Here is a 15,206-nt window from a genome sequence, read left to right as displayed (position 1 = left end):
GGTCGACATCCAATACCGGGCGATCGTCTTCCCGCCACCAGCCGCTTATAGCGGATGCGCCGCGCCGGCCTGCGTCAGCAGCGAAACGGCCGCCGCGTCCGGCATCCCGTTCGAGTCGATTGCACCGGCTTTCGCGAGTGCGGCGAGATCGCTGTCGACACCCGGTTGCCCGACCGTGAACGATGTCGTCAGGAACGCCGGCGCGGTGAGCGCCACCGAATAGCGCTGCTGCAGGTTCGTCACCACGGCCGATTGCGCGGCCTGAACGGTGTTTGCGCTGTTCATCGCCTGCTGGTAGCGCGAATTCCCCTGGAAATTGCCGATCAACGTGGCCGTGTTCGTGCCGAGCTGGGCCGCGAGATAGACCAGCATCAGCTCGGTCTCGGGTGTCGTGTTGAACGTGCCGCCCGCGTATGCGAGCGAATGCAGGCTCGTGCCGCCCGACGTCACCGTGATCACGCACGGCAGCGCCGCATTGACCGTCACGTTGTAGTTGCCGCCGCCATCCGTCAGCGTTGTTGCCGACCCTGCCGCGCAACTGACCGTTACCTGCGCGCTGGCGAGCGCGCCGCCCGTCGCGGCCGTGCCGGAAAGCGCGACCGTCTGCGTGTTGTTGTTGTTGAAGCAGGCATCGACGCCGAAGCAGGCGTCGCCGTTGCATGCCTGGAGCGTCGCGAGGGTGGCGACGCAGAGCGTGCCCAGCGCGGGGCGGATGAAACGGCCGGGGTGAATGTCCATGGTGGCGGGTGTCCAGGAGAAAGGAGCAGCCGGTGCGCGCCCGGAAGGCAGCGCTTTTCACATTCTAGATTCCGGATTTGCGGGTTGCTTGCGGGTTTGCCGGCCCTTCCGGAAACCTTTCAGTTCCTTTCGTAATTGGTTATGCTGCGGGACGATTGAAAACGACGAGAGAACGCGCCGTTCCCGATGGAGCCGGTGCGCCGTTTCCGACATGAACCTGAAACGACAGACGGGCCGGCCGTGCCCGCCGGATGGCGAGGGCGATCCGGGATCGTCGGCTGGCACGACCCGAAACGATGCACCGCCCGCGCGTGCACGCAGTACGGCCGGCCTTGGCGGCAACGCGAAATCCGCGGCGGCGGCCGTGCTGGCGGGCATCGCGCTCGTCCACGGCGCGGCTTTCGCGGCGCCGACCGGCGACGATGCCGCCAATGCATCGACGGCCAGCGTGCCGTTCGCCGAAGTATCGTCGGCATGTGCGCACGTGGCCGCCGCAACGACCTATCCCATTGCAGCCAAACCCGAATCACCACCGCGGCTACAAGGGCGCGTGACGGACACGGCCGGCGCGCTGAGCGCCGCATGCGCCGCGGAACTGACCGACCGCCTCGCCGATCTCGAGCGCCGCCTCGGCGTGCAGATGGCGGTCCTGCTGGTCGGCTCGACCGGCCAGTCGACGATCGAGCAGTTCGCGACCGACGTGTTCGACAAATGGCGTCTCGGCGAGAGCAAGATCGACAACGGCATGCTGCTCGTCGCCGCGCTGAACGACCGCACCGTGCGGATCGAGGTCGGCTACGGCCTGGAAGGCGCGGTGCCGGACATCGTGGCTGGGCGGATTATCCGCGAGCGCATCGTGCCGGCTTTCCGCGAGAACCGCATCGAGGCCGGCGTCAGCGATGCGCTCGACGCACTGGTGCGCGAGATGACGCCGCCGGAGACGCCCGCGCAGCAGAATGACGTGGCCGGTAACCTCGACGCGAGCGGTGCGGAAAGGCGGCAGTCGAACGGGCTGCCGGAGAAGGAGCCGATCGATCACGGCAGCTTCACGTTCTGGCTCCTGCTCGCGCTCGCCAACCTCGCGCTGGGCGTCGCGGCCGAGTGGCGCAAGCTGCGCTGGCAGGTGACGGTCCCGGTCAGCTATCTCGTTGCGACGATCGTGCCGATCGTGATGCTGCCCGTAGGGGCGATCTTCGAGGGCAGCCTGGAAGCGATCCTTGGGGCGTTGATGCTCGTTCCGACGAGCATCGGCGCAGGGGCGTGCCTGCTCGGCATCGGCGTCGTTCGTTCCGCGCGCATCCGCAAATACACGGCGATCATCGGCGGGACGTTGGCGGTATTGATCGCGATCGGGCATGCGATGGGCTATTCGCCCGGTGAAGTACTGCTGACGGTTTTCTGCGTGCTGATGGTGATCGGCATCATCCTGGACAAGCTGTTCGGCTGGAGCGGCTCGTCTTCCTCGTCTTCGTCGTCAGGCTTCAAGTGGCCGTCGTCGAACTCGCGCTCGGGCTCGAGCTCCGATTCGTTCCGCGGCGGCGGCGGTTCGAGTGGTGGCGGTGGCGCATCGGGCCGCTGGTAGGTGCCACGCGACCCACCCGCGCGAATGATTCTCTTTACCCTTCGCTCCGTCCGGAGCGTTCAACCGGAAACAACCGACGATGAAATGGTTTCGAATCCTGCTCGTGTGCTGCGTGCTGGCTCCGCTCGCGGGGTGCGGCTACAACGCGATCCAGTCGTCTGACGAGGACATCAATGCCGCGTGGTCCGAAGTGCTGAACCAGTACCAGCGACGGGCCGATCTCGTGCCGAACCTCGCCGCGTCGGTGAAGGGCTACGCGTCGCACGAGGAGCGCGTGCTGACCGAGGTGGCGTCGGCCCGTGCGCGCGTGGGTAGCATGCAGATGACGCCGGAGATGGCGAAGGATCCGGCCGCGCTCGCGGCGTTCGACCAGCGACAGGGCGAGCTGTCGGGGGCGCTGAGCCGGTTGATGGTGGTGTCCGAACGCTACCCGGAACTGAAGGCGAACGAAGCGTTTCGTGATCTGCAGACGCAGCTCGAAGGTACGGAAAACCGCATCGCGGTCGCGCGCGGCCGCTACATCAAGACCGTGCAGCATTACAACGTGCAGATCCGTCAGTTCCCGGGCGTCGTGATCGCGAAGATCTTCGGCTACCAGCCGCGCCCGAATTTCGGCGTCGCGAACGAAGCGGCGATCTCGACCGCACCGGCGCTCGATTTCTCCGCGCAGCCGCAGCCGCAGTCGCCGAAGGCGAAGGTGGCCGGCGAGTAAGGCCGGCTCACGCATTCACGTATTCACGTGTTCAGGGCTTGCGCGCAGCCGCCTTCGCGAATGCGCCGCGCACCTCGAAGCTGATCGTATCGGCCACGTTGCCGCGCGCATCGACGAGCTCGAGCCGGTGCCGGCCCGGCCACGGCATCCACGCGACGCGATCGGCATGCCCGATCACCTTGTCGTCGAGCCGCCACGCGAACTTCGTCGCGCGTCCGGCCGAGCGCTCGAACCAGATTCGCTGGTTCTTCGGCGGAATGTCCGGATCGATCGCGAAGATCGTGCCGTCGGTCGGCGTGCCGATCGTCAGCGGCGCGCGTGCACCGTCCTTGCCCGGCGTGACGGGGGCGGCGAGCCGGATCGTGTCGACCGCCGTTCCCGCGACGAACCACTCGTTGCGCGACGGTTCGATATCGCGTTCGAACGTGATGCGGCGCGTCTCGACGCCGGCCGGCGCGCGCGGCGCACGGCTCGGCTGGTCGCGGTGCAGGTAGCCGACGACGGCCGACCACACCGGCGACGCACCCGTGACGCCCGACACGTCCCACATCGGCGAGCCGTCCGCATTGCCGACCCACACGCCGACCGTATAGCGCGACGTGAAGCCGACGGTCCAGTTGTCGCGCATGTCCTTGCTGGTGCCGGTTTTGACCGCCGAGAAGAAGCGCGTCGCGAGCGGATTGTCGAAGCCGAACGTGCGCACGCGCGCGTTGTTGTCGGAGAGGATGTCGGTCACGACGAAGCTGGCCGCGTCGCTGAACACGCGCGTGCCGTCGGCTGCGCGGGCGGGTGACGCGGCCGATGCGCCGGCTGCGCCGGATGCCGGCGCCGGCACGTCGATGACCTTGCGCGCGACGCCGCCGTTCGCGAGCGCGCGATACGCGTTGGTCAGCGACAGCAGCGTGACGTCCGCGCTGCCGAGCGCGAGACTGAAGCCGTAGTAATCGCCTTCCTGTGCGAGCGGCAGGCCGAGCGCGGTCAGCGTGCGCGCGAAGCGGTGCGGCGTGACGAGCACGAGCGTGCGCACGGCCGGCACGTTCAGCGAGCCGCCGAGCGCGCTGCGCACGCTCACCCAGCCCTTGAAATCCTTGTCGTAGTTCTGCGGAATGTACAGGCCGCCCCCGGCGGCGAGGTTGATCGGCGCATCGTCGAGCAGCGACGCGGCCGTCAGCCGTTTCTCGTCGATTGCCTGCGCATACAGGAACGGCTTGAGCGTCGAGCCGGCCTGGCGCGGCGCGAGCACGGCATCGACGTCGCGTGCGCCCGACAGTGCGCCCGACGAGCCGACCCACGCGCGAATCTCGCCGGTCGCGTTGTCGATCACGACGACCGCGCCGTCCTGCACGTTGCGCCGGTGCGCGGGCGCGTTGAGTTCGGTCAGCGCGCGCACCAGCGTGTCGCGCGCGAAGCGCTGCAGCGGCGCATCGAGGGTCGTGCGTATCTGCGCGCCGGCCGTTGGCCGGACCTCGGCCGCGATGCGTCGCGCGAAGTGCGGAGCGAGGGCGGCGCCGTCGTCGCGCGCGGCGCTGGCCGGGCGCGCGATGACGAGCTGCACGTAGCCGTCGAGCGACGCGCAGGCCTGCTCGGCATGCATGTCGCGCAGGATCCGGCACGCGCGCTCGGCGACTTTCGCGGAGGTTGCATTGGGGGCGCGCACGAGCGCGGCGGCGATCGCGGCTTCGCGTGCGTCGAGGCCCGACGGCGCCTTGCCGAACAGCACCTGCGACAGCGCGGCAAGGCCGATCGTCTCGCCGCGGAACGGCACGAGGTTCAGGTATGCCTCGAGCACCTGGTCCTTGCGCCAGCCGCGTTCGAGCAGCAGCGCGTTGACCGCCTGCGACGCTTTCTGCGGCAGCGAGCGCTGGCCCGAGCGGCGCGGCGAATCGCTGAGCAGCCCGGCGAGCTGCATCGTGACGGTCGACGCGCCGCGCGTGCGCTCGTTCCACAGGTTGCCCCACGCGGCGCCGGCGATGCCGCGCCAGTCGACGCCACTGTGTTCATAAAAGCGCTTGTCTTCGGACACGACGATCGCTTCGCGAAACGCGGGCGACACGTCGGCGAGCGACACCCAGTCGCCGCGCCGTTCGGTGAGGTCGACGCGCGTGCGCTGCAGCGGCGTGCCGTCGCGCGCGAGCAGCACCCAGTCGGAGCTGCGCCAGTTGCGGCGCACGTCGTCGTAGCTCGGCAGCGCATGCGCGACGAGCGGGGCGGCCAGCACGATGGCAACGAATACGCGGCCGGCGAAACGCGCCGGCCGCGGCAAACCCTGATCGATCATCGCTTGCTCGTTACTTGCCCGCTTCGGCCGCTTTCACGGTCATCGGCGGGTTCGGCCACAGGCCGTACACGGACGGCGCGTACAGCGCCTCGACACGCGTCGGCGGCAGCCCGAACGTGCCGACGTTGTTCAGCCGCACCGTGTACTCGACCGAGAATTTGCCCTTCGGCAGATAGTCGTAGTACGCGCGGTAGCCGTCGAAGTCGCGCTCGATGAACGCCGGCCACGCGCCGTCCGGCGTCTTCTCGCCCTGGGTCGCGGCTTCGGAGTCGCGGCCGAGGCCCGAACCGAGGATCGTCGAACCGGCCGGCACCGGATCGTTGACGACGACCCACGTCATGTCGCTCTGCGCATCGATGTCGAGATGCACGCGCACGACGTCGCCGCGCGTCAGCACGCCCTTGACGGCGGGCGACACGGGCGTGACCGTCTTCGTGATCCGGTAGCCGGCCGCGAACGGCGCACGCAGCGGCACCGCCGCGAGGCTTTCGATCGTGGCCCACGGGCGGCCCGTGCCGTCCTGCGTGACGGACAGCGTGGCCGGCGCTTGCGACGCACGCGGCCACGGCAGCATCACGCTGCGGGCCGCGGCGGCGCGGGTGGCCGGGGTGGCCGACGCCGGCGTGTCGGCGGGCGTGGACGCGGGGGCCGACGCCTGCGACCACGAGATCGTGCGCGCGTCGCCGCCGAGCGCGACCTTGGTCGCGCCGGCCACCGGCGTGCTCTCGTAGGTGCGCGAGAAGCGCTCGACCGCGAGCAGGCCGAGCGCGTTCGACGTCGTGGTCTGCCATGCGCCCTGGCGCTGCAGTGCGAGCAGGCCGGCCGTCACGCGCGGCATCTCGTCCTTCCACGCCGGGTCGCCGGCGAATTCCAGCGCGAGCCGTGCCGCGTTGGTCTCGTTGCTGGTCATCAGCCACCACAGGTCGTCGTCGCGGGCGGTCGAGAACACGAGCTGCGTGCCCTGGTACGTCAGGCGTGCCCGCAGGATCTGTTCGACCTGCGCGCGTTTCTCGTCGCGTTGCGGGATATCCTTCACGCGCGTCAGGATCGCGTGATAGTCGATCACCGCGGAAGTCGGCCACTGGTTCGGCGCGATCTCGATCGAACCGAGCATGCGGCCCTGCGCGGCGCCGTAGCGCGACAGCGCTTCGATCGCGGCGAGCTTGCGCAGGTCGCGATCCTGGCGCGGCGCCCACGAGTTGCGCTCGAGGCGGCCGTCGACGAAGCGCGCGAGCCCGGCCTCGAGCTGCGTGCGCAGGTCTTCCGGCAGCGCGAAGCGCGGGTCGAGACGGCTCGCCTCGTCGGAGACCACGAGCAGGTACGACGACAGCGTCGCGCTGCCGGCATGCGAGTCGTCGGACGACGGCGGGAAGTAGCTCGCGAGCCCGTCGCTGTCGAGATAGACGGGCATGCGTGCGATCAGCGCCTGCCATTGCGCGGGGTCGCGCAGGCCGATCGCGCGCGACGTCTGCTGTTCGAGGCAGCGGTACGGATAGCGCTCGAACCAGCGTTTCACGCCGGGCAGCCCGTCGGCGAGCTTCGACTGCAGCGACACGGCGATGCCGCCGCGCGGCAGGCCTTGCGCGTTGTTCGCAGCGCCGGCCGGGGAGGCGATCGGCACGGTCAGCGTGCCGTCGACTTGCGCGAGCGTCGCCTGCTGGACCGTGACCGGCAGCGCGGGCACGACCTTCTGCGCGACCGCCAGCGCGTCGGACGCGCGCTTGCCGCCTTGCTCGGCTGCTTCGATGCGCCAGTTCAGCGCACCGGCCGCGTCGAGCGCCTGCTCGGGCACGGTGATCGTCCACGCGACCTCGGCGGCCGTGTTGCCCGCGAGCGAGACGGTTTGCGGCGCGACGTCGAGGCCCGTCACGCGCGGCGTCACGACGACCTGCATCGCGCGGTCGGTCGTGTTGCGCAGCGTGACCTGCGCGCGGAACGCATCGCCTTCGCGCACGAGCGGCGGCAGGCCGGAGATCAGCTGCAGATCCTGCGTGCTGCGGATCGACGTGCTGCCGGTGCCGAAGCGGTCGGGGCCGACCGCCGCGATCGCGACGATCCGGAAGCGCGTAAGCGCGTCGTTCAGCGGCACTTCGACGGTCGCGCTGCCATTGGCATCCAGCGTCACGCGCGGATTCCACAGCAGCAGCGTGTCGAACAGCTCGCGCGTCGGCGCGCTGCCGCCACCACCGCCCGCGGGCACGGCCTTGCGGCCGAAGTGGCGGCGGCCCACGATTTCCATCTGTGCCGTCGATGTCTCGACGCCGTACGCGCGTCGCCGCAGCATCGCATCGAGCAGGTCCCAGCTGTTGTTCGGCATCAGTTCGAGCAGCGCTTCATCGACGGCCGCGACCGCGATCTGCGTGCCGGCCGGCGCGGGCTGGCCGTTCGGCAGCGTGACCTTCACGTGCGCCTGCGCCTTGCTGCGCACCGTGTAGCGCGTCGCGTCGGTCGTCACGGTCACGCCGAGACGGTGCACTCCCGTGCCGACCTTGATTTCGCCGAGACCGTAGCGGAACGCCGGTTTCGACAGGTCGACGAACGCGGTCGGCGCTTCATAGTGACGGCCCTCGCGCCAGAACGCGCGCGCCCATTCGACCGGCGCCTTCCAGCCCCACGTGAAGAACGAGTACCACGGCACCTCGCGAATCCGGCCGCGCAGCGCGAGCACCGACACGTAGACGTTCGGCCCCCACGATTCGCCGACCTTCAGGTCGACCGTCGGGTTCTTGCCGTTCAGGTCGACGATGTGCGTTTCCATCACGCCGCCGCGTTCGACCGCGACCAGCGCGGTCGCGTAGCGGAACGGCATGCGTACCTGGAAGCGGGCGGTTTCGCCCGGTTCGTACGCGGTTTTCTCGGGAATCACGTCGATCCGGTCGGTGTTGTCGCCGCCGAACCAGAGTTCGTCCTCGCGCGTGACCCACACCGACGTCGACGCGTTCGACGTGCGGCCGTCGCCGTCCTTGGCGATCGCGATCAGCTGCACGTTGCCGGCCTGTTCGAGCGTCGCGTCGCAGGCCATGCGGCCCTTGTCGTCGGTCTTGCCCGAGCACAGCACGCCGAGGTCGCGCGTGTCGCTCTTGTTGTCGTACGCATAGAAGCCGCCGACCATCCGCTTGCGCGACGACGTCGTGATGCGCGCGATGCCCTTGATCTCGATCGGCACGGACGCACGCGGCTTGCCTTGCAGGTCGACCGCCAGGGCTTGCACGGGCACGCGCTGGCCGACCGATACCCAGCGGCCTGCCTTGATGCCGGCTACCACCGCGGCCGGCCACAGGATCGTGTCGCCGCGAATCGTCTGCACTTCTCCGTTCGGGTCGGCGAACGTCGCTTCCAGCGCGATGCGCTTCGGCGCGTCGACGTCGGGCAGACCCTTGAGCGTGACCGAGCCCGCACCGTTGCGGTCGAGCGTCAGGGGCAGCTTGTCGGCGATCAGCTTGGTCGCGTCGGGATCGTTGTTCGACGTCGATGCGTTGTCGCCGTCCTGCGAATCGTCGTCGGCGTTGCCGTCGCTCGCTTCGGGGCGATACGGCGTGAAGCTGAAATCCTCGAAGCGATCCGCGAACGGCGGCGACGCCCACTTCATCAGCGCCGACACCTGCACCGGCAGGTTCGATGCGCCGCCGCCCGACACGTAGTCGATCTGCACCGCGAGCGGCGCTTCCTTGACGGCGACGAGCGGGCTCTTCTGCGCGTCGCGCGCGCCGATCGAGCCCTTCAGCACCGGCAGGCGGAACGCCTCGACTCGGAAGCTGCCGCTGTAATAGGTGGCGGTCGGTGCGTCTTCCGGGCCGCCTTCGAGCTCGACGCTGTATTCGCCGAGCTTCGCGGCGGCCGGCAGCGTGAACTGCGTGTCCGCGCTGTGATCGGCGGCCCACGTGAGCGGCAGCTTGTAGGTCTGGCCCGTGCCGAGATGGCGGATCGTCACGCGCGTCGGGTATTGCGACGGGAAAGCGAGGCTCTGCAGCGTCTCGGCGCGGATGAAATGCTTCATCGACACGGTTTCGCCGGCGCGCAGCAGCGTGCGGTCGAAGACCGTATGCGCGCGCACGGTGCGTGCGCTGTCCGTGTCGGTCGGCACGTTGAAGCGCCACGATTCGATCCCGCGGTTCCAGCCCGAGCTGACGAACGCCATGTCGGGGCCCGTCTTCGGATCGTTCACGCGGGCCGACACGAAGTAGTCGTCGAAGCGTTGCTCCGAGTCGGACGAGCTGCAGGCGCGCTTCGATTCGAACGCGCCGTCGATCTTCAGCAGGCCCTGCGCATCGGTCTTGCCGGACGCGATCTCGTCGCCGTTGCAGTCCGACACGCGGATCTGCGCGTTCGGCACGGGCTTGCCCTTGTCGAGCGTCGTGACCCACACGAGATTGTTTTCGCGGCCCTGTTTCAGGTGCACGCCGAGGTTGGTGACGAGCACCGTGGTGCGCACGTACATGCTCGACGGCTTCGCGAGCAGCGAGCGGCCGAGCGCGGGCGACGCGAGTTCGAGCACGTAGAAGCCGTGCTTGTCGATCGGCACGCCGACGACTTCGAACGGGCGCAGCGCCTTCGGGTCCGCCTTCGGCAGCGTCAGCGCCTGCACGCCGGGCTGGCCCTTGAGCAGCGTCAGCGAGCGCACGTCGATGCGGCGATCCTTCGGCGCGGGCGCCTTTTCGCCGGCTTCGCGCGGCACGTACACGGGATGCTGGCCCTTGCGTTCGAGCAGGCCGGGAATCTGGCGGTCGATCGCGCCGGCCGTCATCGACCAGTTGTCGAAGCGGTCGACCGTGCGCATCCACTGGCGAATCGCGGTGTCGTCGTCGACCTTCAGGTTCGAGAACTGCGCGCCCTGGGTGTTGAGGCCGTCGATATGCAGGTCGGCCTCGACGTTGCGCAGCGTGACGGGCACGAGCGCGGGCGAATCGGGTTCGGCGAAGCGCTCGACGATCCCGAAGGTGCCCGACGAGAATTTCGCGAGCGGCGGCATCGGCGCGGTGCGCGTCGCGAGCGGGAACAGGTCGGCGTTCGACAGCGGCCGGTCGGTCACGTCGCGCAGGCCCGACGGCAGTTCGATCGTGAGGGCGGCCTGTTCGGGCAGCGGCGGGTTGAACGTGACGGTGGTGACTTCCTCGCTCTTGTCGTCTGCCGCGAAGGTTGGCGCGAGCGTTCCGTCAGGGCCGCGCAGCTTGATCGCCTCGGCGTTCTTGCGCGAGATCGGCGCGTTGAACGACAGCGTGAGCGGGCGCAGCGGCGTGCAGGGCGCCTTCGCATTCTCGCGTTCGCACGAGAAGCTCGCGGCGAACGGGGCCCGCACGGTGAAGTCGAAGCGGCGCTCCGTTTCGTTCGGGATCCCGCTCGGGCTCGTGACGCCCTTGCCGTACACGAGCTGCATCTTCGCGCTCGCCGGCAGCGCCTGCGCGCACGACAGCGTCAGCACGCGCGCGGCATCCTTCTTCAGCCCAAAATGATCGAGCAGTGCGTTGCGCGCATCGTCGTCGGCGGCCGTGACGGGAATGCGGTTGCCGATGCCGGCGGCTTCGCACCAGATGTTCGCGAGCGCCGAACGCGGTTCGGCCGGGCCGTTCAGCTTCAGCACGAACATCTGCCGTTCCTCGATCTCGCGCGAGCCGGGGCGCACGTTCACCGGGAACGGGCCGCCCGTCTGGAACGTGAAGCGGCGCGGGCCGCTGGCCGCGTTGCCGGCGACCGAGCGCAACGTGTCGTTGAGCGCGACCGAGCAGCGCACACCGGGCGGCAGGTCGTTTTCGAAATCGTAAACCCAGGTCTTGTCGTCGAGCCAGTGTCCCTGGCCGCGCGCCGCGGTGGAATCGTTGCAGGTGACGCGTGCCGGATTCGGCGCGGAGGCCGAGCCGAACGCGACCATCGGTTCGTCGAACTTGACGACCGTCTGCCGGACTTCGGTGACGGTGCCTTGCGGCGACACGCTCACCGTGCGCGCCGCGCCCGCATGCAGCGACAGCGCCGTGGCGCCGCCGAGCGCCGCGACGGCGCCGATGCGCCAGAGCAGCCGGGTGGTGTGGTCGGTTCGTTTTGCTTTGTTCTGTTTGTCGTGCTGCTTCATCGCTCGATTGCCCTCGGAGGGAAGCTTTCTGTTTGATTGCACGCGATTCTAACCGACCGACCTGCGCGCGCATCGCACTGCACAGTGTGTCGTCGGCGTGCGACACTGGGGTGCGTGCCGCAGATTTGTCGCGTCAACGACACAAAAATGCAGCGAAATGTCGATTGTCTCGGATTGCGGAACATTTAATGGACTATAAAAAGATTGTTCGATCCGATTTGTGCGCGTACATTTCAGGTCCGCGCCAATGTTTGAGAAATATCAAGCGTGGTTTTCCCGAATCCGGTGTTCGAGAGAAGGAAACATGCACAACGACAACACTCCCCACTCGCGTCGCTCGGGCGACGCAGCCGTAACAGGCATCACACGGCGTCAATGGCTGCAGGGCGCACTGGCGCTGACGGCGGCGGGCCTCACGGGCTCGCTGGCGTTGCGGGCCCTGGCCGACGATCCCGGCACCGCGCCGCTCGATACGTTCATGACGCTCTCCGAAGCAGTGACAGGCAAGAAGGGGTTGAGCCGCGTGCTCGGCCAGCGCTTCCTGCAGGCATTGCAGAAGGGTTCGTTCAAGACGGCCGACAGCCTGTCGCAACTCGCCGGCGCACTCGCGTCCGGTTCGCTGAATCCCGACCAGGAAGCACTCGCGCTGAAGATTCTTGAAGCGTGGTATCTCGGCATCGTCGACAACGTCGTGATTACCTACGAAGAAGCATTAATGTTCAGCGTCGTATCCGATACGCTCGTGATCCCGTCGTATTGCCCCAACAAACCCGGCTTCTGGGCCGAAAAACCGATCGAGAGGCAAGCCTGATGGCCGATACCGATACGCAAAAGGCCGACGTCGTCGTCGTCGGCTCGGGTGTCGCAGGCGCGATCGTTGCGCACCAGCTCGCGATGGCGGGCAAGTCCGTGATCCTGCTGGAAGCCGGCCCGCGCATGCCGCGCTGGGAAATCGTCGAGCGCTTCCGCAACCAGGTCGACAAGACCGATTTCATGGCGCCGTACCCGTCGAGCGCGTGGGCGCCGCATCCGGAATACGGCCCGCCGAACGACTACCTGATCCTGAAGGGCGAGCACAAGTTCAACTCGCAGTACATCCGCGCGGTGGGCGGCACGACGTGGCACTGGGCCGCGTCGGCGTGGCGCTTCATCCCGAACGACTTCAAGATGAAGACCGTGTACGGCGTCGGCCGCGACTGGCCGATCCAGTACGACGACCTCGAGCATTACTACCAGCGCGCCGAAGAGGAACTCGGCGTGTGGGGCCCCGGCCCCGAGGAAGACCTGTACTCGCCGCGCAAGGAGCCGTACCCGATGCCGCCGCTGCCGTTGTCGTTCAACGAGCAGACGATCAAGAGCGCGCTCAACGGCTACGACCCGAAGTTCCACGTGGTGACCGAGCCGGTCGCGCGCAACAGCCGCCCGTACGACGGCCGGCCGACCTGTTGCGGGAACAACAACTGCATGCCGATCTGCCCGATCGGCGCGATGTACAACGGCATCGTGCACGTCGAGAAGGCCGAGCAGGCCGGCGCGAAGCTGATCGACAGCGCGGTCGTCTACAAGCTCGAGACCGGGCCGGACAAGCGCATCACCGCCGCGGTCTACAAGGACAAGACGGGCGCCGACCATCGCGTCGAAGGCAAGTACTTCGTGATCGCCGCGAACGGCATCGAGACGCCGAAGATCCTGCTGATGTCCGCGAACCGCGATTTCCCGAACGGTGTCGCGAACAGCTCGGACATGGTCGGTCGCAACCTGATGGACCACCCGGGCACCGGCGTGTCGTTCTACGCGAGCGAGAAGCTGTGGCCGGGCCGCGGCCCGCAGGAGATGACGTCGCTGATCGGTTTCCGCGACGGCCCGTTCCGCGCGACCGAAGCCGCGAAGAAGATCCACCTGTCGAACATGTCGCGCATCAACCAGGAAACGCAGAAGATCTTCAAGGCCGGCAAGCTGATGAAGCCCGAGGAGCTCGACGCGCAGATCCGCGACCGTTCCGCGCGCTACGTGCAGTTCGACTGCTTCCACGAAATCCTGCCGCAACCCGAGAACCGCATCGTGCCGAGCAAGACGGCCACTGACGCGGTCGGCATCCCGCGTCCCGAGATCACGTATGCGATCGACGACTACGTGAAGCGCGGCGCCGTGCACACGCGCGAGGTCTATGCGACCGCCGCGAAGGTGCTGGGCGGCACCGAAGTCGTCTTCAACGACGAGTTCGCGCCGAACAACCACATCACGGGCGCGACGATCATGGGCGCGGATGCACGCGACTCGGTCGTCGACAAGGACTGCCGCACGTTCGACCATCCGAACCTGTTCATCTCGAGCAGCTCGACGATGCCGACCGTCGGTACGGTGAACGTGACGCTGACGATCGCGGCGCTGGCGCTGCGGATGTCGGACACGCTGAAGAAGGAAGTCTGACCGTGCGGAAATCTACTCTCACCTTCCTCCTCGCCGGCTGCCTCGCGCTGCCGGGTCTCGTACGCGCGGCCGATGCGGCCGATCCGGCGCTGGTCAAGCGCGGCGAATATCTCGCGGTCGCGGGCGACTGCATGGCGTGCCACACCGCGAAGGGCGGCAAGCCGTTCGCGGGCGGTCTCGGCATGCCGGTCCCGATGCTCGGCAAGATCTACACGAGCAACATCACGCCCGATCCCGACACGGGCATCGGCAACTGGTCGGCCGAGGACTTCGAGCGCGCGGTGCGCCACGGGGTGTCGAAGAACGGCGACAACCTGTATCCGGCGATGCCGTACGTGTCGTACGCGAAGATCAACGACGACGACGTGCAGGCGCTGTACGCGTACTTCATGCACGGCGTCGAGCCGGTCAAGCAGGCGCCGCCGAAGAACGAGATCCCCGCGTTGCTGAGCATGCGCTGGCCGCTGAAGATCTGGAACTGGCTGTTCCTGAAGGAGGGTGCGTACGCACCGAAGCCGGCGCAGAGCGCCGAGTGGAACCGCGGCGCGTACCTGGTCCAGGGGCTGGCGCACTGCAGCACGTGCCACACGCCGCGCGGCATCGCGATGCAGGAGAAGTCGCTCGACGAGACGGGCGGCAGCTTCCTGTCGGGCTCGGTGCTCGCGGGCTGGGACGGCTACAACATCACGTCCGACGCCAATGCGGGGATCGGCGGCTGGACCCAGCAGCAGCTCGTCCAGTACCTGCGCACCGGCAGCGTGCCGGGTCTCGCGCAGGCGGCCGGCCCGATGGCCGAGGCGATCGAGCACAGCTTCTCGAAGATGACGGAAGCCGACATCGGCGCGATCGCGACGTACATTCGCACGGTGCCGGCCGTCGCCAGCGGCGATGCGAAGCAGTCGCGCGCGTCGTGGGGCAAGCCGGCCGAGGACGGCCTGACGCTGCGCGGCGTCGCGATCGCGTCGTCGGGCATCGATCCGGCCCGGCTCTATCTCGGCAACTGCGCAACCTGCCACCAGATGCAGGGCAAGGGCACGCCGGACGGCTATTACCCGCCGCTGTTCCACAACTCGACGGTCGGCGCATCGAATCCGACCAACCTCGTGCAGGTGATCCTGAACGGCGTGCAGCGCAAGGCCGGCAGCGAGGACGTCGGGATGCCGGCGTTCCGCCACGAGCTGTCGGATGCGCAGATCGCCGCGCTGACGAACTACCTGACCGGGCAGTTCGGCAATCCGGCCGCGAAGGTGACCGAGCAGGACGTCGCGAAGCTGCGTTGATGCGGCGCGCGACGAAGCAGGGCGATAACTGACAAGAGGAGGAGCACAGCACATCGGGTCGTTGCCCGATGCCGGTTGTTGCAGAGCGGGGCGGGCGGCGCAGGCGGCCGCCCGTCCTGGTT

General features: G+C 68.2%; 8 protein-coding genes. 5 read left to right on the top strand and 3 right to left on the bottom strand.

Going from position 1 to position 15,206, the window contains the following annotated elements; genetic code table 11:
• Positions 1 to 45: 45 nt before the first annotated feature.
• Complete coding sequence (locus CFB34_RS12205) at positions 46 to 738, bottom strand: hypothetical protein (protein WP_089442262.1); 693 nt, start codon at positions 736 to 738, stop codon at positions 46 to 48.
• A 211-nt stretch (positions 739 to 949) separates the two neighbouring features.
• Here CFB34_RS12205 and CFB34_RS12200 point away from each other — a divergent pair, with 211 nt between their 5' ends.
• Together CFB34_RS12200 and CFB34_RS12195 are read left to right on the top strand one after the other, a co-directional pair.
• Positions 950 to 2,320, top strand: coding sequence for a TPM domain-containing protein (locus CFB34_RS12200; RefSeq protein ID WP_179243740.1), 1,371 nt, complete (start codon positions 950 to 952; stop codon positions 2,318 to 2,320).
• Positions 2,321 to 2,399: 79 nt separating this feature from the next.
• Positions 2,400 to 3,032 (top strand): LemA family protein, encoded by a 633-nt coding sequence (locus CFB34_RS12195; RefSeq protein WP_089442264.1) that lies wholly within the window; start codon positions 2,400 to 2,402, stop codon positions 3,030 to 3,032.
• A 31-nt stretch (positions 3,033 to 3,063) separates the two neighbouring features.
• Here CFB34_RS12195 and pbpC read toward each other — a convergent pair whose 3' ends face one another.
• On the bottom strand, positions 3,064 to 5,310 hold the full coding sequence (gene pbpC, locus CFB34_RS12190) for a penicillin-binding protein 1C (RefSeq protein WP_089442265.1): 2,247 nt from the start codon (positions 5,308 to 5,310) through the stop codon (positions 3,064 to 3,066).
• Between the two features lie 10 nt (positions 5,311 to 5,320).
• Entirely contained in the window at positions 5,321 to 11,374 is a 6,054-nt protein-coding gene (locus tag CFB34_RS12185) for an MG2 domain-containing protein (protein WP_089442266.1), read from the bottom strand.
• 304 nt (positions 11,375 to 11,678) lie between these two features.
• Between CFB34_RS12185 and CFB34_RS12180 the strand changes: the two genes are divergently transcribed.
• The 3 genes from CFB34_RS12180 to CFB34_RS12170 are packed head-to-tail and all read left to right on the top strand — an operon-like array spanning position 11,679 to position 15,084.
• On the top strand, positions 11,679 to 12,185 hold the full coding sequence (locus tag CFB34_RS12180; protein WP_089442267.1) for a sugar dehydrogenase complex small subunit: 507 nt from the start codon (positions 11,679 to 11,681) through the stop codon (positions 12,183 to 12,185).
• Positions 12,185 to 13,804: a GMC family oxidoreductase gene (locus CFB34_RS12175; protein WP_089442268.1), complete on the top strand. Its 1,620-nt coding sequence runs from the start codon at positions 12,185 to 12,187 to the stop codon at positions 13,802 to 13,804. Before CFB34_RS12180 ends, CFB34_RS12175 begins: the two co-directional genes overlap by 1 nt.
• 2 nt (positions 13,805 to 13,806) lie before the next feature.
• Positions 13,807 to 15,084, top strand: coding sequence for a cytochrome c (locus tag CFB34_RS12170; RefSeq protein WP_089442269.1), 1,278 nt, complete (start codon positions 13,807 to 13,809; stop codon positions 15,082 to 15,084).
• The last annotated feature ends 122 nt before the right edge of the window (positions 15,085 to 15,206 follow it).

The sequence above is a fragment of the Burkholderia sp. HI4860 genome (assembly GCF_002223045.2).
Taxonomy (GTDB): Bacteria; Pseudomonadota; Gammaproteobacteria; order Burkholderiales; family Burkholderiaceae; genus Burkholderia.
This window is presented reverse-complemented; position numbering and strand designations above follow the sequence as displayed.